20 protein-coding genes are annotated in these 20,634 nt (G+C 38.7%); 10 read left to right on the forward strand and 10 right to left on the reverse strand.

Features of this window, described 5'->3' with window-relative positions; genetic code table 11:
- Nucleotides 1-32: 32 nt before the first annotated feature.
- The 5 genes from BM291_RS16535 to BM291_RS16555 all read left to right on the forward strand — a co-directional run bounded on the left by BM291_RS16535 (nt 33) and on the right by BM291_RS16555 (nt 9,593).
- On the forward strand, nt 33-425 hold the full coding sequence (locus BM291_RS16535; protein WP_092899452.1) for a hypothetical protein: 393 nt from the start codon (nt 33-35) through the stop codon (nt 423-425).
- Nucleotides 426-555: 130 nt separating this feature from the next.
- Nucleotides 556-4,926 carry a CusA/CzcA family heavy metal efflux RND transporter gene (locus BM291_RS16540; RefSeq protein WP_092899454.1) on the forward strand — a complete coding sequence of 1,457 codons (4,371 nt, stop codon included), beginning with the start codon at nt 556-558 and terminating at the stop codon, nt 4,924-4,926.
- A gap of 22 nt (nt 4,927-4,948) precedes the next feature.
- On the forward strand, nt 4,949-6,139 hold the full coding sequence (locus BM291_RS16545; RefSeq protein WP_092899456.1) for an efflux RND transporter periplasmic adaptor subunit: 1,191 nt from the start codon (nt 4,949-4,951) through the stop codon (nt 6,137-6,139).
- A gap of 49 nt (nt 6,140-6,188) precedes the next feature.
- Nucleotides 6,189-8,153 (forward strand): heavy metal translocating P-type ATPase, encoded by a 1,965-nt coding sequence (locus BM291_RS16550; RefSeq protein WP_092899458.1) that lies wholly within the window; start codon nt 6,189-6,191, stop codon nt 8,151-8,153.
- Between the two features lie 468 nt (nt 8,154-8,621).
- Nucleotides 8,622-9,593: an ArdC family protein gene (locus tag BM291_RS16555; RefSeq protein ID WP_092899460.1), complete on the forward strand. Its 972-nt coding sequence runs from the start codon at nt 8,622-8,624 to the stop codon at nt 9,591-9,593.
- A gap of 80 nt (nt 9,594-9,673) precedes the next feature.
- Here BM291_RS16555 and BM291_RS16560 read toward each other — a convergent pair whose 3' ends face one another.
- The 3 genes from BM291_RS16560 to BM291_RS16570 all read right to left on the reverse strand — a co-directional run bounded on the left by BM291_RS16560 (nt 9,674) and on the right by BM291_RS16570 (nt 10,820).
- Nucleotides 9,674-9,958 (reverse strand): DUF3892 domain-containing protein, encoded by a 285-nt coding sequence (locus BM291_RS16560; RefSeq protein ID WP_092899462.1) that lies wholly within the window; start codon nt 9,956-9,958, stop codon nt 9,674-9,676.
- Nucleotides 9,959-10,058: 100 nt separating this feature from the next.
- On the reverse strand, nt 10,059-10,409 hold the full coding sequence (locus BM291_RS16565) for a carboxymuconolactone decarboxylase family protein (protein ID WP_092899464.1): 351 nt from the start codon (nt 10,407-10,409) through the stop codon (nt 10,059-10,061).
- Nucleotides 10,410-10,574: 165 nt separating this feature from the next.
- Entirely contained in the window at nt 10,575-10,820 is a 246-nt protein-coding gene (locus BM291_RS16570; protein WP_092899466.1) for a hypothetical protein, read from the reverse strand.
- 218 nt (nt 10,821-11,038) lie between these two features.
- Here BM291_RS16570 and BM291_RS16575 point away from each other — a divergent pair, with 218 nt between their 5' ends.
- Nucleotides 11,039-11,443 (forward strand): hypothetical protein, encoded by a 405-nt coding sequence (locus BM291_RS16575; RefSeq protein ID WP_092899468.1) that lies wholly within the window; start codon nt 11,039-11,041, stop codon nt 11,441-11,443.
- 306 nt (nt 11,444-11,749) lie between these two features.
- Here BM291_RS16575 and BM291_RS16580 read toward each other — a convergent pair whose 3' ends face one another.
- From BM291_RS16580 to BM291_RS16605, 6 genes are all read right to left on the reverse strand, one after another.
- Nucleotides 11,750-12,367 (reverse strand): response regulator transcription factor, encoded by a 618-nt coding sequence (locus tag BM291_RS16580; protein WP_092899470.1) that lies wholly within the window; start codon nt 12,365-12,367, stop codon nt 11,750-11,752.
- Complete coding sequence (locus BM291_RS16585) at nt 12,360-13,163, reverse strand: sensor histidine kinase (protein WP_092899472.1); 804 nt, start codon at nt 13,161-13,163, stop codon at nt 12,360-12,362. The genes BM291_RS16580 and BM291_RS16585 overlap by 8 nt, the downstream gene beginning before the upstream one ends.
- Nucleotides 13,133-13,795: a hypothetical protein gene (locus BM291_RS16590; protein ID WP_092899474.1), complete on the reverse strand. Its 663-nt coding sequence runs from the start codon at nt 13,793-13,795 to the stop codon at nt 13,133-13,135. The genes BM291_RS16585 and BM291_RS16590 overlap by 31 nt, the downstream gene beginning before the upstream one ends.
- Nucleotides 13,782-14,189 (reverse strand): hypothetical protein, encoded by a 408-nt coding sequence (locus BM291_RS16595; protein WP_092899476.1) that lies wholly within the window; start codon nt 14,187-14,189, stop codon nt 13,782-13,784. The genes BM291_RS16590 and BM291_RS16595 overlap by 14 nt, the downstream gene beginning before the upstream one ends.
- A 67-nt stretch (nt 14,190-14,256) precedes the next feature.
- A complete protein-coding gene (locus BM291_RS16600; RefSeq protein WP_092899479.1) occupies nt 14,257-14,580 on the reverse strand; it encodes a hypothetical protein in 324 nt (107 codons plus the stop codon).
- An 11-nt stretch (nt 14,581-14,591) separates the two neighbouring features.
- A complete protein-coding gene (locus BM291_RS16605) occupies nt 14,592-15,791 on the reverse strand; it encodes a S8 family peptidase (protein WP_092899481.1) in 1,200 nt (399 codons plus the stop codon).
- Between the two features lie 792 nt (nt 15,792-16,583).
- On the opposite strand from BM291_RS16605, the gene BM291_RS16610 reads away from it, so the two are divergent.
- From BM291_RS16610 to BM291_RS16630, 4 genes are all read left to right on the forward strand, one after another.
- A complete protein-coding gene (locus BM291_RS16610) occupies nt 16,584-17,924 on the forward strand; it encodes a hypothetical protein (protein WP_092899483.1) in 1,341 nt (446 codons plus the stop codon).
- 277 nt (nt 17,925-18,201) lie between these two features.
- Nucleotides 18,202-18,459 (forward strand): hypothetical protein, encoded by a 258-nt coding sequence (locus BM291_RS16615; protein WP_139229118.1) that lies wholly within the window; start codon nt 18,202-18,204, stop codon nt 18,457-18,459.
- A gap of 85 nt (nt 18,460-18,544) precedes the next feature.
- Nucleotides 18,545-18,883: a nuclear transport factor 2 family protein gene (locus tag BM291_RS16620; RefSeq protein WP_092899487.1), complete on the forward strand. Its 339-nt coding sequence runs from the start codon at nt 18,545-18,547 to the stop codon at nt 18,881-18,883.
- 602 nt (nt 18,884-19,485) lie between these two features.
- On the forward strand, nt 19,486-19,692 hold the full coding sequence (locus BM291_RS16630; RefSeq protein ID WP_092899491.1) for a YqaE/Pmp3 family membrane protein: 207 nt from the start codon (nt 19,486-19,488) through the stop codon (nt 19,690-19,692).
- A 32-nt stretch (nt 19,693-19,724) separates the two neighbouring features.
- On the opposite strand, the gene BM291_RS16635 is transcribed toward BM291_RS16630, so the two are convergent.
- Nucleotides 19,725-20,597: an exonuclease domain-containing protein gene (locus tag BM291_RS16635; RefSeq protein ID WP_092899493.1), complete on the reverse strand. Its 873-nt coding sequence runs from the start codon at nt 20,595-20,597 to the stop codon at nt 19,725-19,727.
- Nucleotides 20,598-20,634 lie beyond the last annotated feature (37 nt).

Here is a 20,634-nt window from a genome sequence, read left to right on the forward strand (position 1 = left end):
TTGCACTAGTTTATTTTATAGCTTTGCAGTATATGAAACTGCTTGGAAATAGATCGTTTATTGCGCTAATCCTTTTGGGGATGTTGTCGATGAATTTTGATTTATGCTGTCAGATTCAAAAAATTCCTTTTTTGCTTTCACATTTTGGAGAGCATAAAGTGTTGCACGGAGATTCGGTATTAGATTTCGTAGTTGAAGATTATATAGATCATGGAACTGATACTACTAGCCATGATGAAGAAAGCCATGAAAATTTACCTTTTCATGGAAATCATACTTGTTCGCACGCTCCGATCTATTTCTCTTCCATTGCTGAATTTTTGGTAGCTCAGTCTTTTACTGAGAATATACAAGCAGAGAGTTATTATAATTTCCTTTTTACCTCACCAGCTTTAGGTGAACTTTTTCAGCCTCCTCAGGGCTAATTCTCCCCAATCATTTCATAGTATTTTACTTTGACTAGCATGTTTTGTGTCTGTTCAGATCTTCTATGTGTGGTTTTTTCTTTGGGCATACCTGCCTAATTCTATTTTAATTCCTAAAAATTAATTTCTTATGCTGGATAATATAATCCGGTTTTCAGTTAAAAATAAACTGATTATCGGGCTTCTGACCATGGGATTAGTCATTGTTGGCGGGTATTCACTTACCCAACTCCCAATAGATGCCGTTCCCGATATTACCAATAATCAAGTTCAAGTAATCACTACTTCTCCATCGCTAGCAGCGGAGGAGGTTGAGCGTCTAATTACATTTCCCATAGAAATCACTATGGCTACTATTCCTGATATCGAAGAGATCAGGAGTTTTTCCCGATTTGGATTATCAGTAGTCACAATCGTTTTTAAGGAAGGAGTAGATGTTTATTGGGCCAGGCAGCAAGTCAATGAACGCATGGCCGATGTCAAAGAACAAATTCCTCCCGGAATAGGCTCGCCTGGAATGGCTCCGATTACTACTGGTTTGGGCGAAATTTATCAATATGTAGTCGGTGTAGCCCCTGGCTATGAGGATAAATATGACGCGAGAGAACTGAGAACTATTCAGGATTGGATTGTGAAAAGACAACTTCTTGGCACGCCGGGAGTTGCTGATGTCAGTAGTTTTGGGGGATTTGTTAAGCAATATGAGATAGCAATAGAGCCTGATAGACTGAAATCACTGAACGTATCCATATCAGATATTTTTCAAGCATTAGCAGATAATAATGAGAATACAGGAGGTGCCTACATTGAAAAGGACCTTACAGCACTTTTTATCCGAAGTGAAGGATTGGTCGGATCGCTGGATGATATCAGGAACATTCCAGTAAGGGTGAATTCGAATGGAATTCCAGTTTTGATCAAAGATGTAGCTAAAGTCCAGTTTGGAAATGCTGTCCGCTATGGGGCTACTACCAGAAATGGAGAGGGAGAAGTGGTCAGCGCCATCGTAATGATGCTGAAAGGTGAAAATTCGGCTGAAGTGATTGATAATGTCAAAGCCAAAATTGAAGAAATCAAAAAAACACTACCTGAAGGAGTGACCTTAGAACCCTTTTTAGACCGGTCCAAATTGGTGGACAAGGCTATTGGGACAGTAAGCAAGAATTTAATTGAGGGGGCCTTGATTGTGATTTTTGTGCTCTTGCTTTTACTGGGGAATATGCGAGCAGGCCTAATTGTGGCATCTGTGATTCCATTGGCACTCTTATTTGCTTTTTCTCTTATGAATTTGTTTGGAGTATCCGGTAACCTAATGAGTCTGGGAGCAATTGATTTTGGATTGATCGTGGATGGAGCAGTAATTATAGTGGAAGCAACTTTACATCACTTGGGTTTGATAAAAATAGGAAGGAAGCTAACTCAAGATGAGATGGATGAGGAAGTTTTTCTATCTGCCAGTAAAATCCGAAACTCAGCTGCATTTGGTGAGATCATAATTCTTATCGTATACCTCCCGATTTTGGCATTAGTAGGTACAGAAGGTAAAATGTTTAGGCCTATGGCTCAGACAGTAGCCTTTGCTATTCTGGGTGCTTTTATACTCTCACTTACCTATGTACCAATGATCTCGGCTCTTTTTCTTAGTAAAAAGATCAGTGATAAACCGAATATTTCTGACAAGATCATGAATTTTTTCCATGGGTTTTATGATCCTGCAATCCGATGGGCCATGCATCATAGAGCAATAATTTTAATTATTGCATTGGTTTTATTATTGGTTTCAGGTTGGGTTTTCTCCAGAATGGGTGGCGAATTTATTCCAACGCTTGAAGAAGGAGATTTTGCTGTGGAAACCCGGGTGATGACCGGCTCTTCCCTTCAAAATACAATAAAAGCAACTACACAGGCCGAAAAGATCTTATTGGATCAATTTCCCGAAGTAGAAGAAGTAGTATCAAAGATCGGAGCAGGTGAAATACCAACAGACCCCATGCCTGTGGAAGCAGCTGATTTGATGATTGTATTAAAGGATAAAAGTGAATGGACGACAGCATCGAATAGGGAAGACTTGGCGAATAAAATGGCCGAAGCTTTATCCGTTTTACCAGGAGTGAATTTTGGATTTCAGCAGCCCATTCAAATGCGATTTAATGAATTGATGTCCGGAGTTCGTCAAGATGTGGCAATTAAGATTTATGGAGAAGATTTGGATGAGCTATCTGGATACGCTAATCAAATAGGGCAGATTGCTAGAGGAGTGGAAGGCGCTGAGGATATCTATATTGAAGAGGTTACCGGAATTCCCCAAATCGTCATTGATTATAAGCGAGCCCAGTTGGCTAAATATGGATTGAGTATCAAAGAAGTAAACCGTTCCATTCAGGCCGCATTTGCCGGTGCTTCGGCAGGACAAGTTTATGAAGGGGAAAAGCGATTTGATTTGGTAATCCGACTGGATCAAACGAAAAGGAACGAGCTGGAAGATGTTCAAAACTTATTTATTGCACGGGCAAATGGCGATCAAATTCCTCTTTACCAAGTCGCAGATGTGTCTGTAAAAGAAGGCCCTTATCAAATTCAGCGTGATGACACCCAGCGTAGAATAGTGGTAGCGTTCAATGTGAGAAATCGGGATGTGGAAAGTATTGTCAACGAGATGGAAGGTAAAATTGAAAATACGGTGACCTTCGGGCCTGGCTATTTTGTGACATTCGGAGGACAATTTGAGAATTTAATTGAAGCCAAAGCACGACTCGGAATTGCTGTACCGATGGCCCTGTTACTCATTTTTGTTTTGCTGTTTTTCACATTTGGGTCGATCAAGCAAAGCATTCTAATATTTACCGCGATCCCACTTTCTGCCATTGGAGGAATTTTCGCTTTGACATTGCGTGGAATGCCTTTTAGTATTTCTGCTGGGATAGGCTTTATCGCTCTTTTCGGTGTAGCAGTGCTTAATGGGATTGTGTTAATTGCTGAATTTAACCATCTCAAAAAGGAAGGAATAGCTGATGTATTTGCGCGAATTTATTTAGGAACACGAACCAGGTTGAGACCTGTAATTATGACTGCTTCAGTAGCGTCTCTGGGTTTTTTACCAATGGCTCTTTCTTCATCCAGTGGGGCTGAAGTTCAAAAACCATTGGCAACAGTGGTGATCGGAGGGCTTATTACGGCTACGATGTTGACTTTGGTGGTTCTGCCTGTCTTGTATTACTATTTTGAAAAGGGATTTAAGAAAACAAAAGGATCTGTTGGCTTGATTCTATTGGGGCTATTGGCATTGGTAAATGCAGAAGCTTTTGGGCAAACAACTTCTAAAGTCACTTCTTTGGATCAGGCGATTCAAGTTGCATTGGAAAACAATCCGAATGTGAAAGTAGAAGCACTAAGGCTAGAACAACAGCGAGCTTTAAAAGGAGCCAGTTGGAACGTGGGGAAAACTGCTGTGGACATGGAATATGGTCAGACCAATAGCTCTTATACAAATGACTCACGCTTTTCCGTTTCGCAAAGTTTTGAGTTTCCCACTACTTATAGCAGAAGAAATGGACTGGCACAGGCAAAGGTGGAATCCGGCGAGATTGCTTTAGAAATGAGCAAAAATGAAATGATCAGAGAAGTCAAATCTACCTGGTATTCCCTAAGGAAATCAATCGAAAAAGCCCGATTACTGTCAACACAAGACAGTATATATACCCGGTTTGCAAAAGCTGCTTCTTTAAGATTTGAAACAGGTGAAACAAATTTACTTGAAAAGGCTACTGCAGAGGCTCAGGTAGCTGAAATTCAGGCAATGGTGGTTCAAAATGAGGCAGATGTAAAGATCAACTACAACAAATTGAAAATGCTTTTGAACACTGAATCAGAAATAGAAGCAGATATGGGAGAGCTTGTGCAAAAAGAATCCCTGATAACCAAAGACTCTACAAGTCTTTCAGCAAATCCAACTCTGGTCTGGGTTCAACAGCAAATAGCCATAGCAGAGAAGGAAAAGGCTGTTGAAAAATCCCGATTGATGCCCGATATCAAACTGGGATATTTTAATCAATCCCTTAATGGGCCAGGAGAAACTGTAGCAGGTGATCCAAAATTCTTCACCTCCAAAGACCGATTTGATGGGTTTCAAATAGGTTTGGCAATTCCGATTTTCAGTTTGAAATCGCAGTCAGCTACCATAAAATCCAAAACCATAAGGATAGCTGAAGCGGAACATCAAGAAGTGGCTTTTTCCAATGAGCTCGAAAACCGATTTACTGCTTTACTTCTAGAATATGAAAAATACCAAGCCAGTTTGGCTTTTTATGAAACCAGTGCTTTGCCTCAGGCAGAGCTCATATTGAAACAATCACAGCGGGGATTTCAAAGTGGGGAAATTGGCTATGTTGAATTTACTCAGGGTCTCAACAGAAGTTTATCGGTGTCTTTTAATTACTTGGAATTACTGGACAAGTCAAACCAAACCCTTATTCAGATCGAATTCTTATCAGGTAATAATTAATTACCATTAACAGGAAAATACTATGAAAAAATATATCATAAAAAGTCTATATACACTGGCGGCCATCATCTTAATAACCTCATGTAATTCTAAAGTCGACAGCATTGAGATCCAAGGCGACCATAAGGAGGATGAATCCAGAGTTGAGCTTTCCCAAGCACAATTTGAAGTGACTGGTATCGAGCTGGGAAAGTTAGAATATAGGACAATAGGCAGTGAATTGATGGTGAATGGGATGATTGATGTTCCCCCACAAAATAATATCTCCATAACCATGCCTTATGGAGGCTTTGTAAAAAACACTACACTACTTCCAGGGGATGCCGTCAAAAAAGGCCAGTTGCTCGTGACTATTGAAAATCCGGACTTCATACAATTTCAACAGGATTATTTAGAAAGCTTAGCTAACAGCTCCTTTTTGAAAGCAGAATATGAACGTCAGGAAAAATTGTATGGCGAGCAAGTAGCTTCTGGAAAGAGCTTTGAACAGTCAAAAAGCAATTACTTGGTAAATGAAGCTAGGATTAATACATCTAAAGCAAAATTGACGATGATCGGTTTTGATCCAAAGCAAGTGGAGACCGGGGAAATAATGTCAGTTGTGAATATCTATTCACCGGTATCAGGCGCAGTGCTGGATGTATATACCAACATTGGTAAATATGTCAGCCCCCAAGATGTAATCATGGATTTAACAAATTCTGATGATTTGCATGTAGAGCTTTCTGTGTATGAAAATGACATTCCAAAGATCAAGAAAGGTCAACGCATCAAATTCAATATTGCCAATACCAATGAGGAATGGCGTGAGGCACATGTGTTCTTGGTAGGTAAAGGTGTTAGGGAGGATAGATCAGTCACAGTTCATGGGCATTTGGACAGCAAAAATACTGATTTGCTTCCTGGTATGTATGTGACAGCTAAGATAGAAACAGCCAGTGAAGAGGTTTTGGTAGCACCGGATGATGCAGTGGTTCGGTTTGGCGAGAAGCATTTTATATTTTCATACTTGGGACAGCGGGATGACGATGGTGAGCCTGCCTATGACTATGAAATGATAGAGGTGGAGATGGGAAATAAGGAAGATGGTTACACTCAGGTGACACTGTTGGATTCCGGACTTTCCTATCAGGATATAAAGCTTGTTACTAAAGGAGCTTTCACATTACTCTCGAAAGCTAAAAACAGCGAAGAAGAGGGCGGACACCATTAAAGAATCATGAAAATAGTATTGTAATAAACGGCAATTTAATAGCATACTTATGGAAAAGGAAGACGTTGTGCATTCAGGGATTTTCGGAAAAAATAGTGAATTAATTTTTTCCATTTGTTGTGGTGTCCTACTGGGTATTGGGTTTGGATTAAGTTTTATAGACTCTGTGCCACAATGGATTAGCCTTGGAATGTATGTAGGAGCCTATTTTTTTGGAGGCTTCTATACCGCCAAGGAGGCAATAGAAACCATTCTTAAAGGAGGTTTTGAAATTGATTTTCTGATGTTGGTCGCAGCTATAGGAGCTGCGATTCTGGGAGAATGGGCGGAAGGAGCTTTGTTATTGTTCTTGTTTAGTCTTGGTCATTCACTGGAACATTATGCGATGGGAAAAGCCCATAAATCGATTGAATCACTTGCTTCACTTGCCCCAAAAACTGCTCTGAGAAAAGAGGGAGGAAGCACCAAGGAAGTGGGAATTGAAGAATTACAGCTAGGGGATATTATACTGGTCAAACCAAATACACGAATAGCAGCTGATGGAGTGATAATCAAGGGAAGCAGCGCAGTGGATCAGGCACCTATTACAGGAGAGAGTATTCCAGTGGACAAACTCCCTATGGAAAATGCTGATACCACTGATTTATCCCTTAAAGATGTGCCCCAGGAAAGCCGCGCATTCTCAGGGACTATAAACGGGAATGGAACTTTAGAGATTAAGGTGCTGAAGCTTGCAGTTGATTCTACCGTTTCCAGGTTGATTACGTTAGTTAATGAAGCCAAAGCACAGAAATCCCCGACCCAGTTATTGACCGATAAATTCGAGAAATATTTTGTGCCCTCTGTGTTGGTTCTGGTATTGATTCTATGTTTTGCCTTTCTGGTTTTGGATGAGGCTTTTAGCGAAAGTTTCTATCGTGCCATGGCAGTATTGGTCGCAGCAAGCCCCTGTGCGCTGGCCATAGCCACACCTAGTGCAGTGCTGAGTGGCATAGCTCGTGCTGCCAAAAGTGGAGTGCTGATTAAGGGAGGGAGGCCTTTGGAAGACTTAGGCGTGATCAATGCTATAGCTTTTGATAAAACAGGCACACTGACTGAAGGGAAACCGAAAATCACAGAGGTGATTGCCTTGGAAGGGGTTTCCAGTGATGAATTACTTAGTAATGCAATCGCAGTAGAAGGACTTAGTGATCACCCTTTAGCCAAGGCAGTTGTGCGTGATGGTAAACAACGCATGGAAGGAAAAGAAATTCCCGAAGCAAATTCATTGGAGGCAGTGTTGGGCAAAGGAATAAAAGCCAGTGTGGGTTCGGATAAAATCTATATAGGGAATTTGGATTTGTATGAAGCATTGGATTCAAACAAACCTTCAGAAGAGATAGTCAAAAAGATTGAAGAGCTGGAATCGAATGGGAATACCACTATCCTGATAAGAAAGAATGAGACCTATATTGGTATTATTGGGTTGATGGATACCCCTCGGGAAGCCGCCAAATCTACCTTGAGTGCGCTCAAGGAAATTGGAATTCAAAAAATGATCATGCTGAGCGGAGACAACCAAAAGGTAGCTGATGCAATAGCCAGAGAAGTGGGACTGACAGGAGCAAAAGGAAGCTTGTTGCCTGAAGAAAAGGTAGAAGCAATCAAACAATTAAAGAAATCTGAATCTAAAATTGCCATGGTTGGTGATGGAGTAAATGATGCCCCTGCCATGGCAGCAAGTACGGTAGGTATCGCAATGGGTGCAGCAGGGTCAGATGTTGCCTTGGAAACAGCAGATATTGCGTTAATGGCAGATAAGCTGGAGGTCTTGCCTTTTGCAATTGGTCTGAGCAGAAAAGCCAAAGGGATCATTAAGCAAAATTTATGGATCAGTTTAGGAATAGTGGGGATACTGATTCCGGCTACCATACTTGGGTTCGCTTCCATAGGAGTTGCTGTGCTGATTCATGAAGGTTCTACCATAGTTGTAGTAGTCAATGCTTTAAGATTGTTGGGTTACCAGAAGAATTGATAGAATTGCATATAATTGATTTGCCTAAACAGTATCAGTATGGGGTCTAACAGGAAGGGGGAAAGACACTTTTTTAAATAAAGCAAATGGATTGACCCGTATAAGAAAATCTAAACTGGATGAAATTATGGGATTAGATTCTATTAAAGTCTGGATCTAACTTTTGGTGTCCAGCCCGATATAAAAGATTGACAAAACATATGCTTTTAGTAGCTAAAAAATAGTTACAGCTTATTTTTTAATCCTAGACTCGTTACAAACATTTAGAGGTAGAATATTTTAATTAGTATTATTTTTTCTATTCCTTCTTACGCCAATTTAACCTGATTCCAGCACACGAGGCAAGAGACTACGGCATAAAGCCCCCGCTCTTGCCTTTGCTGGTTTATTCCGTTTCCTCTTGCACTTAGTGCCGGACTCAGGCTGGTGCAGCTTCATAAGTATTTGTAAAACCTAAACACAAAAGCTATGAAGACTGAAGCAAAAAAATCAGCAAAGAGAAGAAAGCGAAATGCCTTTGGAAGTAAGGGCAACGACTCGCAAAGCTCAAAAGGCTCAACCGATATCTATCAGAAGTTTACCAATTTGATCATGGAGAAGTTGGAACAAGGAGTTATTCCCTGGAAGCAACCGTGGAACGACATGGGTTTGCCTGCAAATTATCTGACGAAGAAACCGTATAAGGGAATTAACCTCTGGGTATTATTATCTTATGGACATCAGTATCCCTATTACCTCACCTTTAAACAAGCCAATGCATTGGGAGGGAAAATCCAGAAAGGAGCGAAGGCGATTCCGATCTGCTACTGGAACTTTGTCTTCAGAGATAAGAAGACAGGGAAGACGATTCCGGAAAGCAAACTGGACTTCTATGATCTCAAACAGGTCGGTAGATCCGGGTTTCTCAGAGAATTCAAGGTTTTTCCCATAGAGCAGATCGAAGGGATAGCGTGGGAGTTTCCGGAGACTTCACCTAAAGAAGAGTTTCTAATAAATGAGGCTTGCCAGAAAATTTATTCCGAAATGGTAAGACCTCCGGAGTTGATTCACACTGGATCATCAGCTTACTACAGAACGGATCTAGATCAGATCACCATGCCGGAAAGAAATCTGTTTCTATCCAGCAAGGAATATTTTGGAGTTCTTTATCATGAGCTTTGCCATGCAACAGGACATTCCTCTAGACTTAATAGAGCTGAGATTACAGAGCCACATCCATTTTCTGATGCCGAGTACGGAAAAGAAGAACTTTTGGCGGAGATGGGGGCAGGATACCTGAACAACTACACCGGGATATTGGATAGGAATCTATTGGAGAACTCGGCAGCCTATATCCAACACTGGCTGAAGGAACTCAGAAATGACACACATCTATTGATCGAGGCAGCCAGCAAAGCGCAGAAGGCTGTCGATTATATCCTGAACGAGTGCCCATTCTAGCAAAAGGGGAGCGATCCCCTTTTTTTGGTCATTTCAAAGAGTTACCAACAGAGAATTAGAACAGTTTTGCCAGTATTAAATCAAGGACATTCTGGCAAGTCTTCCAATAAGTTATGTAAATAACCATGGCCTTTCGCACTTAGAATGGATTCGGAATCAGTTGAGGTGCAAACAATAACTTGTAATTCTTCACGATTTTCGGTGATATAGAATTCCCAAGTCCTCGAATTAATTCCCTCAATTGCCTCTTTGGTAGAAATGGTCCATTTGTCACCAGTTCCATTTACGCCTCCGACATGTGTGATACTTCCCACCAGTGGGCCTTCAGATATTTTTTTTGCACACAGAATTCGCAATCGCTTCATGAATAACTCTTAGTTGGAGTGCAAAGATGCATCAAGGAAATTGAACATTAATTCAAGTTGGCGATTTTTCGAATTACTAAACGATTTATGGATCATAGGACTAAGTATTACTGACTTTTCCAGTTGTCTCTTCAAAAATTTTCATCGCCAATAGTCCATTTCCCACCGCCCCACCAGCCCTTATAGCAGAAGCTATGAAGACAGTTTCCGCGAGTTCCTCTTTGGAGGCACCGGCTTTTACTGCATTTTCAATATAAGATTCGATGCAGTAGGGACACTGAGTGGTCAATGCTACCGCAATGGACATCAATTCTCGATACTTTACAGGGATTACCCCATCTGAACGCTCTGCAGTATGTTTGAGGTTTAAGAAGGCTTCTGCTTCTTTCTTTGCTGAATTGATCAGTGTATTGACGTATTTTCTGTCCTCGGGGCTTTGATATTGATACATGATTTAGTTGATGAAGGGATTCGCTATTTGTATTAATTCTCTTTGATTAAAACTAAACAGTTTTTTTGATAGAAAAGTATATCTAATACCTATTCGTTTTATGGAGGTATTTCGGATACAACTTTTTCGATATTGCTTTCCCACTTCTCTTTAATGATTGCTACTTCACCTCACTGACTTTAATTTTACGCCTTTTTCTTGGAGCATATAGAGTACCACCGTAGCATCCTTTTCCAGATCCTGGTCTATAAACATCCGTAGAGCCATAGAAAGCGTCATTATTTCCTTGCCTTTCTTTAATCGGTCATAGGGAAAAGGATTGGCGCTCACGCTGATGATGCGATTCATTTTTGTATCTACCCGCTTTTCGAGTTCCTTAAGTTCACTGCATAACTCGGCCCAGTTATACATTTTGTTATAAGGAATGATGGGAGTACAATAGTAAACGATTTAACTAACGAGTCATTATACTAGTTATACGCCTCCTTGATTTATACAGGTAATTGTCAGGTTTCTGTGGAGAACCTACAATACCCTTACTATTTAAGGTCTCAATGGAACCATAATTTATATAATAGTGTATATTTCATGATATATAAAATTGAAAGTTTTTAACACACAAAGACGAAATGAAAGAATTAATTAAAGAGGCTATTGCTGACCTTAAAAAAGCTGATGGATTTATTTATGTAACTGCTGACGGAAAGCAGATTGATTTGCATGAAGCTGCCTCAAGTGGAATAGCAGTTACCCCTGTCAACCCTAAGAAGGAGGTAATCAAGAAATTGGAAGCAGCCGGATTACCTTTAAATGACGCTAAATTTCTAAATGAGTTGAATGAATTAATCTCATTGGTTACAGGAAATAGTGTTGCTACTAAATCTTCCAAAAGAAGGACATTCAGCGATTCAGAGAAAAGTAAAATAGTGGGGGAGTGGGCTAAAGTAGAAGCCACAGGTAAGAAAACCAAAGCTGCGTTCGCCAGAGAAATCGGAGTAGGTTACCAGACTTTTATCAATTGGTTGAGAGGTTAAGACCTTAATCTTAATTTGGAAGACAAGTAATTAAGCATCAAAGACCCCCAGTTAGATGAACTAATTGGGGGGTTCTATTATATAGGATTAGTTTATATAACTCTAAAATTGTGGGCTTAATGATTGAAGTCCTAATCCATTTTTTACTTTTCTTTGGATTTACTAATTAGCTGTATGGATATTCTGACAAATGTGTTGATAAGGAACTATCCTATGAAGTTTTGTAAAAGAGTAGCATAGTTCAGCCACGTAATATTTATCCCATTTATTACAAGAAGCCCTTAGGTGCAAAAAGTAACAATTGAACTATAATAGACTATTGTTCAATGCAAAATTCAACAATTCTGTGGCATGATGAATCTTAAGTTTTTTGAAAATGTTTTTTCTGTGGGTTTTCACTGTTGCCTCAGAGATAAACAGAAGGTTGGCAATTTCACTACTCGTTTTGCCACCCACAATTAGTTTAACAATTTCAATTTCCCGTTCACTTAATTTTGATTCATTTTTGACCAGATCAGTTTTAAAGTCTGTGATCCAGTCAAAATAGGATTTCCCATACATCACTCGATCTATGGCTTCCAGCAGGTCGCTGCTTCCCCGGCTTTTTAGCAAACATCCATCTGCCCCTGCTTTAAGTAATTGATCTATATAGGTTTTTTCAGGATACATCGTAAGAATAATAACTCTTATATCAGGCTGGTTATCCTTGATCCATTTGGTGCACTGAATACCATTCATTTTTGGCATATTTATATCCAAAATGACTAAATCCACAGGCGCAGATTCTATCAATTTTATAAGTTGCTCCCCATCGTGAGCTACATCCTTAACAATTAACTGTTGGTTAGATTTTAATATCTCCCGTAATCCATCTACTACTATGGGGTGATCATCTGCGATGTAAAGACTTATTTTCTTATTCATTGTGAGGGAAGTATGGGATTTCTATAATAAACGTTGAGCCTTTTTCACTGGAGTGTATAGTTAATTCCCCTTGCAAATAATTTATTCTTGACTTGATATTCTGTAAACCTATTCCACTTTTGGAAGTAGCATTGCTGTCAAATCCTATTCCGTTGTCTTCGTAGATAATACTGATTTCATTTTCCAATTGGGTTATTTCCAATCGTGATTTGCTGGCTTTTCCATGCTTTAACGTATTGGTAATAAGCTCCTGAATGATTCGATATAGATGCAATGATGTTGTATTGGCGAATCTCCCATCTATGTCAATCTGAGTAAAGAGTTCGATTTTCCCAGAACTCTCAATAGCTTCCCTCAATTGTGCGATTGCTGGTTTGAAGCCAAAATTCTGTATAGTTCCGGCATCCAGGCTATGGGAGATTTTCCTGATTTCTGTGGTTACCGTTTCAGTGATATCATTGATTTTTAAATTCAGCCGTTTTACTTCCGGGTCCAGTTCTTTCTGAAGTACCAAATCGCTGAAAATCTTCAATGTTGCCATTAGGTTGCCGACATTGTCGTGGATTTCCGCTGCAATTCTCTTACGTTCCTGATCCTGTCCCTCAATCAGCGCATAGGCTGACTTGAGTTCCTGCTTTTCCAGCAGCTTTTCTATTTCCCGAAATGCCCGCTGTTTTTTGATTAATTTTCGTTGAAACAGAAATGCAAAGAAGATTATGGATGCTAGCATGAGGAGCATGGAAGATGTTCCTAATACCAATGTAACTAAATCATCCTGGGGGAGCATACTATCCATAAGCCATAGGTTAAAATGAAACTTTTGATGATGTCAGCCATACTACGAATTAGCCAAGCATTATGAAAAAAACCATTGGCCTCTTTGGACAATACCTCACTTGAGACTATATACAAAAAAAGAGAGCCGGAAAAATAAAGTAGCAACCCTGTAATGATTAGAAACTGGGGGGATTTCTCAAGTGCTATGGATTCTAAATCCTTAAATAATAATCCTAAGGAGGATAAGCCCAAACCTGTTAAGATGATTGTATTCATTGCCCAGGCATTTGAATTGAACACTAAAATACCCTGAAAGAATAGGGTGTTACAAAAGTTCATCAGTAATAAAAGGACCACAATCATAATTTTAGAACTCTTTTTCAAACCAAAATAACGTGTGAGATAAACAAAAAGAAACGTGACTTCCACACAGGCCATAAGATGGTAAAATTGCATGGTGTTGAAAACACCGTTATAAACCAACAGAACAAGAGTGATGGTTTTTAAAATGCCTATAATAAATAAATAAGCTCCCAGTGAATTGAATTCAGCTCTTACTTTTTTGGGCAATGATATAAATGCAATAAATGGGAGCCAATCAGAAACATCTGAAACGTGGGCAAGAAATATGTTCCAGTCAAGTAGATTCACTAATACAATTTATAGTTTTTGTGCCCGTTTGACAGACATTTGGACAAGGGGTGGACTCCCCAAGAATTAGTGGACTAATTTCATCAATTTTTTGATAAACCTCCTCACAATCTTTTCCATTCTTTAGGGTAGGAACTATGATTAGATCATACTCTGGAGTGGTACCTCCGGATCGTACATTAAGTCCATGATAAAATCTAATGCTGTCTATTTCAACCCCTTTACTTATCTGTTTGTCTACTTCCAACATAAATTCTTTTAGAAGTGCCAAATCGAATCGGTGTCCAACTACAACTTGGTTTTCCTGTTGAGATGTTCTACCAATCTCCTGGGCAATAAATTGTTGGATGCTTGTTTGGGCGAAATCCAATTTTACTGGTTTTCCGTGTGGCATATTACTTTTGTTTTGAATTTTGCCTACTCTGTCAAAGGTTTTCGGCTTCCCCTTTTCATTATTATTTTTAATTAGTTCGGTTAGGTGCAGGGGCTAACAATCCTGTCAATGCGCCAATTGCCGCTGAACAGGTGGCAGTTAGTAAAGTCGGAACTTTGCTGTCGACTTCTCCGATGTTGGAAGCCATTATCGCAATGACTCCAATGATAACAGAAAGTATTACCAAACCTAATACCCCGATCACAATCCTATAAACCCAAATGTCATTTAGGTAAACAGGGCCTGAGTTTTCAAATTTTTTGACTGCTCCCAAAGGATCTTTTTTGAAATCATCCTGTAGGGCAGGGTTGTTCTCAAGTTCCTTAACCAATTCTGAGACGGAATTTTTCATGACTGTAGTGATTATAGGGAATTTGCAGCATTTATTCTACCCAATCCAATAGGTTTATCCGGATAGATTTTATCTGAATTAGTCTCAATTAAACCTTTAATTTGATTGGCATTGGCAGTTGGTCTTCCGGATATGACTAAAGCAGCTAATCCACTGACATGGGGAGCGGCCATGGAAGTCCCTCTTTTTTTTGTATAACCACCATTTATTTGAGTGGAAAGAATTTCCTCTCCCGGTGCGGCAACGGTTACCTCTGGACCATAGTTGGAAAAACCACAGCGGTTATCCTTTATATCACTTGCACCTACACAAATTACTCCCATGTGATTTGCAGGAGAATAATACTTTACTTCATCGTGCTCATTACCGGCAGCAAATACGACTACCACTCCTTTGGATAGTGCATAATCAATTGCATCCTCAAGCGTTTTATTTACAGGGTTTCTTCCAGTTGGTCCCCAACTGTTATTTATTACATGGGCTCCGTTGTCAACAGCATATTTTATTGCCTCAGCGCAAACATCATCTGTGGCATTTGGAAATATTTTAACTGCCATTATTTTTGCTTTTGGCGCCACACCGACTACACCAATTGAATTGTTGCCCACAGCTGCGATAGTTCCCGCTACATGGGTTCCATGTCCGTGATAATCCATAGGATCATAGTTATTGTCCGAGAAATCTCTTCCAAAATTACCGGCACTGTCCTTCCACATGTTTCCGGACAAATCCGTGTGAAGGTAATCTACCCCGGTATCCAATACAGCAATGACAATGTTCTCTCCCTGAGCACTGTCCCAGGCTTTAGGGCAATTTATTTTAGTTATTCCCCATAAATCCTTCATCAAAGGGTCATTCTGCAAATAATAAAGTTTGTTAAGCTTGCTCTCCTGTACATATTCAATTGTTGGATCTGACTGCAATTTTGAGATAGCTTGTTTTGCCTCTTCTTCATTTTCAATTTCAACGGTGTAAGTACGGAATAACTTCTTCTCTTCTTCTGATTTCTGAGGTAGCAATTCCTCGTTGAACAATGCTAAATGGGATTTGAAATCACCCGCTTTTAGCCCTTTTCGGGCAATGAACTTAGTTACATCCGGTTCAATTGAGTATAAGGGTTTAAATTTAACCTCAATGTCATCCATTGGGGCAAATTTGCCCATGTTTTTAGGCTCCTCACCCTCTTTGAACCTTACTACAATTTTTTTCATGTTTTTGTGAATTTAAGTTTATGATTAAATGAGTTTGGACATCTGGTAGAACTATTGGTTCGTGCCAGGCAATATTGGATTATTTATGTTGTTGAAGCATCCTGAACTTTGGATTACCGGGTTGCAGGTTAGACTATAAAACTTACTTTAATTTGTAAATTGATTCTACCGGATCAGTGGTTCAAAGAAGATTTGGCCCTCCATTAATTTATCTGAGTTGTTTTTGTTTTTTCAATTCAATAGCCAAATAGAGGAGTATTCTTTCAATGTGTATTTTTGATGTAGTAAGTAAGTAAATGTTTATTTTGACTCAAAATTCCACACTAAGACGCAACCTTACAATCCCCTCATATAGCTAATCTATATACCCCTTTGGTGGTATATTTTTAAAAAGTATTTCACAGATATTACAGTTTGCTTTTGTATACTGGATATGTTCATCCAATCCATTCTTTATTCAGGTTTCTATAGGAAAGTGCAATTAGCCATGTGATTTATGATTGCTGAATCTTAGTTGGAACAGGAAATGGTATGTGTAGCCGCAAGGCGTTCAGAATTAATTCATACAAGATGGGTATGAAGCCAGTTCAGGGGAGTAGAGAACCGGTTTTGGGAATAAATTTAATAGAGGGGTGGTATGAAATAAACACATAAATACCCCCTAGAGGGTATTTATTTTAGGTTTGGCATGTACTAATTTTGTGATGATCACTTGAGGGAATATTTACAGAAGGCTGAATTTCGCTTGTGTGACTTATTTAAACATTCAAGTATAAGCTAACTTTAATTATTATGAAAAATTTACTTTTTATTGTTCTTTTATTTACTTCTATTTCCTCATTTGCTCAAAAACGTAGATTTCAATACATGCAGAAAATCCCTTTACAATATTTGGTGGTTGATTCTTACACTATTAAAAATGGAGATACTTTGTTCCTGCCAACTGGTAGTACAATTGAAGAAGTCAAGGAGGTTGAAAAAGGAGGTAGGAAAATTACTTTCACCTCTCTGAAAACTCTATCTGCAAATGATACAACTACATTTGATAAAATTAAATCATATGACCGGAGACTCTCAGGCAGAGCTAATGTCTATGTAAAAGAAGATGAGTATTCTAAGATTTTTATTGATTATTGGCTGACGACGAAAACTTATTTTCCTACTGGTACCATTTTGAATTATTACTTTGAAGACGAGAAAGTGGCAGTGGAAAAATTGGAGAAAAGCAAAGGGTTAAACTATTACACTGTACCATCTGACATTTATGAAATTGTTGAGAAGCTTCCTGAAAGAATAGATTCACTCAAGAATAAGTTAGATAGTGTCTCCTCATTGAGATATAATGGTATTAAACAAGAGAACTATATTGAGGCCAAAAAGATTTTTGAAGCTAATAAAAAAGCGAAAATAGGTGTTAATGAAGTTAAATCGAAAGTTTACGCTTTAACTTTTGCAAACGCACTTAGAAAAAAGGAAAATTCACTTGAACAGGAATTGAAGTCTATTTATACCAATAAGCAAAATAAAAATTTTCTTTGGGCAGCTTATGCGAAAGAAAAAATAGTGGTTCCTGGCGATAAACCTGACGAATCTACAATCTACTTCAAAAAGTACCCTGAAAATTCATTCATAAAACTGGAAAATAGGGAATACATTAAATTAAATTTCGCCGCTTGGGAAATGGCGGCACTTACCATCCCTATTAAATACAGACCTGGTATTTCAAAAAATTCTTCCAAAGTTCCCAGCCAGGCTGCTACTGAGTTTAATGTGTCGACTTACATAGGTCGGACTTGGGGTAGACTGAAATATAAAAATCAGGCCTTTGAAAAAATAAAGCCAGCTGGACAGGCATTTTCAGTCGGAGGATTTTTAGGTTTTAATGTGGTGGAACTGGATTCAACGAGTACTTCTTTGAAAGCAGAAAAGGCATTGAAAGAAAAAGAAACAATAGTTGCCCTTTCCAGTGGCGCCGGCATTGTTTATAACATCATGGACTTTGATTTTGGTTTATTTTTAGGTTGGGACATTGGATTTGGAGAGACAGGAAGAAAATGGAATTATTCAGGTAGACATTGGATTGGTTTTGGGTTAGGATACAACATCTCGATGCTAGGAAAAAAGGAAGATTAGAGTAGTTCTATCCTGGTTAGCTTCTTGGTCGAATTTGATCCAAAAGGTGTTATGACCATTCCTGTCTTAAATAAACAAGCAGTTAGCTAATTCTCAATCCTATATGTTTAAAGGGGCGATTTTGTTCATGTTGATTGATTTTAAAACCTATCTTTAGTATTGCTGACCGAAACAACACATTGTATTTCAGGGTGAAACAAGTTTAAAGAATCTGATTTAGTTTGACTAATGATTATTTTTTCTGATATTAAAATGCTCGTTGCATCTTTTTATGACGATGGATAAACCGGTAATCACTTTTCAGGATATTATCAGACTCAATGAACATGACTGGGATCGGGCATATGAAGTGCTGAACTACCATTTGGTTAGAGGCCATATTGTCAAAGAAGTAATCATAGGAGGGCAGGTGATTTACCACAACACTTCAGGTTTACAGCAAAATGAATTAATTCTCGAGCAAATAATCCCGGCTGATACTATAGCAGCTGAACCAGCAATTCGTCCTAAGCGAAAGCGAATAAATCAGGGTTGAAACCTGAGAGGAAACTGAAGTTATACGCAAATAAAAGATAGCATTAATAGAAGTAGTAGTGTTTACCTATTTAACCAGTACGGACATGAAGAAATCAATCGCAATTTTAGTAGTAGCAGTCTTCCTAATTTCCTGTTCCTCAAGACCGGAGGAAGCCGTTAAAAATTTCACTGAAAACTTAACCAAGGGCAAGGTAGAGGAAGCTAAAAAGTATGCAACAGAGTCCACAGGTACTATGTTGGATATGGCCAGTAGTATGGGGATTGTTCCGGTAGATCCTGATTTTAAGTTTGAGATGTTAAAGGATTCTATAGTTGGAAATAGGGCCTGGATTACCATTGCCAACCCCAATGGAAGATCTGAAGTGATGGAGGTTGTTAAAATAGACGGGGACTGGCTAGTGAATATGAAAGCTAAGTATTAGGCTCTATTTTGACCATTTTGCAGGTTAATAAACATGAAACTTTCATGGTAAAATTTCATTTAGCGTATTCAAAGTTATCCCGAGGTCTACGTGAGTCACATGATTTTAACACGGGATTTTAATACATAACTAATTTTGATTGATATGAAAACTTTTCCTGAGACTCCAGAAGAAATTGAAAGATTAATGCGGTTAATGCACTATTTTTTAGTTGGGGCACCTATCTTTTGGTTATTTTTTCTATATATCTATTTTGTATCTGCGTATTCAGAAGCAATGTCACCTGGGTTCTTGATCCTATTCCCAATATTCTATATTTTACTTCTGAGAAGATATTTAAAATTCAAGAACTTAGAGTAATTTAATTTTTAAAAGCCCTTATTTTTTTAAAAATTACTCTTTTCATTTTTGATCAGGTTTATGAAGTTCTGGTCTTATTTCTCGCTCTCGTTGGCTGCTGGTCTTTTTTAATAGAGCATTCCAAGCAGAAGTCAAGTTATATACATTTCCAGGCTTTTTACCAAAAATACCCTGACAAGGAATTTGACTTTTTAATTAATACGATAGTTTTGCAGAACATATTTTTAATTCAACCACATACTATGCGTTATGTAATTGCCTTTCTACTTCCTTGGCTTTCTCTGATGTTTCAAGGTAAAATAGGAGCTGGTATCCTATGTCTGATTCTTCAAATCACAATAATTGGATGGATTCCTGCCACAATATGGGCTGTTACTTCACTAAATAGAATGTATGCCGACCGAAGAACTGAAGCCGTTATTGCTGCTATGAGAAATCAGAATCGTTAGGTTTATTGTGTATGTGCAGTTATATTTTGGGCTTAAACTGATGTAATTGCCAAAAAATCTTCCTCACTGAGGATACGTATTCCCTGACCTGCCTCAGCTAGTTTTTCAGCTCTTCGATGTTTAGAACTTTTTTCATATCCAGCTAATCTGTATGAGTCTTGCCAGCCAATTACCAAAATTGTTGTCTCTTTGGTTACTCCATCTTGTACTTTACAGCCTGATTCGGAGGCAAATTGTGCATAAACAGATCTGGGTTGGCTTAAAGTACCTGTAAACACAACTGATTCTCCATGCAACAAGCCTTCAGGATTGCCTTCTGATTTATAGCTTATTTCCTTTCTGGTAGTTGAGTAAAATGGATTTGTGGATTGCAAGATTCTCTCGTCCCATTCGGGAAGGGAGATTGCAGAGTGAAGTATCGCTCCATTTATTACTTTTCCTGTAGCGATTGCATCTTGTAGCGCATTATGCGCTATGTACTCAATGCCCAAATGTTTTGTGATTTTTCCCAGTGCATACCCAGATTGAGCAAATTCGCTCCACGCTCTTCTCACTAATCTGGCAGAGTCCATCCATCTTGGTTTCCAAATTTCCATACCATATCTTTCACACGCTCTATTAATGGCATTCTTATCGAACGGCATATGATAAAACAATCGACGACCTTCAACTTTCATGGCAATATCGTTGGACAAATCCTTAAATAGAGGTTTCTCTATAACTTGTTCAAATGTAATTCCATGTAATCTGCTTAAATATGGATCAAAGTATTGATCAGGATTCACTAAAGATTCCCAAGTAGAGATTAATTCAGTCCCTTGATACTCTGCAAGCCCAATTTGGCAAATGCTTGAATTGTCCAGATTGGCAGTTTCTACATCAATGACAAAAAAGTGATCCTCCATAGTTTTGATTTTTTTACCATTTTACTAAAATTAAAAG

The sequence above is a fragment of the Algoriphagus aquimarinus genome, assembly GCF_900112005.1.
Taxonomy (GTDB): domain Bacteria; phylum Bacteroidota; class Bacteroidia; order Cytophagales; family Cyclobacteriaceae; genus Algoriphagus; species Algoriphagus aquimarinus.

Excerpts from the sequence above, each read along its gene's own strand:
- BM291_RS16535 (WP_092899452.1), top strand. The coding sequence starts at position 33 with ATGAAACTGCTTGGAAATAGATCGTTTATTGCGCTAATCCTTTTGGGG.
- BM291_RS16580 (WP_092899470.1), bottom strand. The coding sequence starts at position 12,367 with ATGAATAAGAAAATAAGTCTTTACATCGCAGATGATCACCCCATAGTA.
- BM291_RS16565 (WP_092899464.1), bottom strand. The coding sequence starts at position 10,409 with ATGTATCAATATCAAAGCCCCGAGGACAGAAAATACGTCAATACACTG.
- BM291_RS16595 (WP_092899476.1), bottom strand. The coding sequence starts at position 14,189 with ATGCCACACGGAAAACCAGTAAAATTGGATTTCGCCCAAACAAGCATC.
- BM291_RS16555 (WP_092899460.1), top strand. The coding sequence starts at position 8,622 with ATGAAGACTGAAGCAAAAAAATCAGCAAAGAGAAGAAAGCGAAATGCC.
- BM291_RS16600 (WP_092899479.1), bottom strand. The coding sequence starts at position 14,580 with ATGAAAAATTCCGTCTCAGAATTGGTTAAGGAACTTGAGAACAACCCT.
- BM291_RS16540 (WP_092899454.1), top strand. The coding sequence starts at position 556 with ATGCTGGATAATATAATCCGGTTTTCAGTTAAAAATAAACTGATTATC.
- BM291_RS16550 (WP_092899458.1), top strand. The coding sequence starts at position 6,189 with ATGGAAAAGGAAGACGTTGTGCATTCAGGGATTTTCGGAAAAAATAGT.
- BM291_RS16570 (WP_092899466.1), bottom strand. The coding sequence starts at position 10,820 with ATGTATAACTGGGCCGAGTTATGCAGTGAACTTAAGGAACTCGAAAAG.
- BM291_RS16615 (WP_139229118.1), top strand. The coding sequence starts at position 18,202 with ATGGATAAACCGGTAATCACTTTTCAGGATATTATCAGACTCAATGAA.
- BM291_RS16585 (WP_092899472.1), bottom strand. The coding sequence starts at position 13,163 with ATGGATAGTATGCTCCCCCAGGATGATTTAGTTACATTGGTATTAGGA.
- BM291_RS16575 (WP_092899468.1), top strand. The coding sequence starts at position 11,039 with ATGAAAGAATTAATTAAAGAGGCTATTGCTGACCTTAAAAAAGCTGAT.
- BM291_RS16620 (WP_092899487.1), top strand. The coding sequence starts at position 18,545 with ATGAAGAAATCAATCGCAATTTTAGTAGTAGCAGTCTTCCTAATTTCC.
- BM291_RS16560 (WP_092899462.1), bottom strand. The coding sequence starts at position 9,958 with ATGAAGCGATTGCGAATTCTGTGTGCAAAAAAAATATCTGAAGGCCCA.
- BM291_RS16545 (WP_092899456.1), top strand. The coding sequence starts at position 4,949 with ATGAAAAAATATATCATAAAAAGTCTATATACACTGGCGGCCATCATC.
- BM291_RS16635 (WP_092899493.1), bottom strand. The coding sequence starts at position 20,597 with ATGGAGGATCACTTTTTTGTCATTGATGTAGAAACTGCCAATCTGGAC.
- BM291_RS16630 (WP_092899491.1), top strand. The coding sequence starts at position 19,486 with ATGCGTTATGTAATTGCCTTTCTACTTCCTTGGCTTTCTCTGATGTTT.
- BM291_RS16610 (WP_092899483.1), top strand. The coding sequence starts at position 16,584 with ATGAAAAATTTACTTTTTATTGTTCTTTTATTTACTTCTATTTCCTCA.
- BM291_RS16605 (WP_092899481.1), bottom strand. The coding sequence starts at position 15,791 with ATGAAAAAAATTGTAGTAAGGTTCAAAGAGGGTGAGGAGCCTAAAAAC.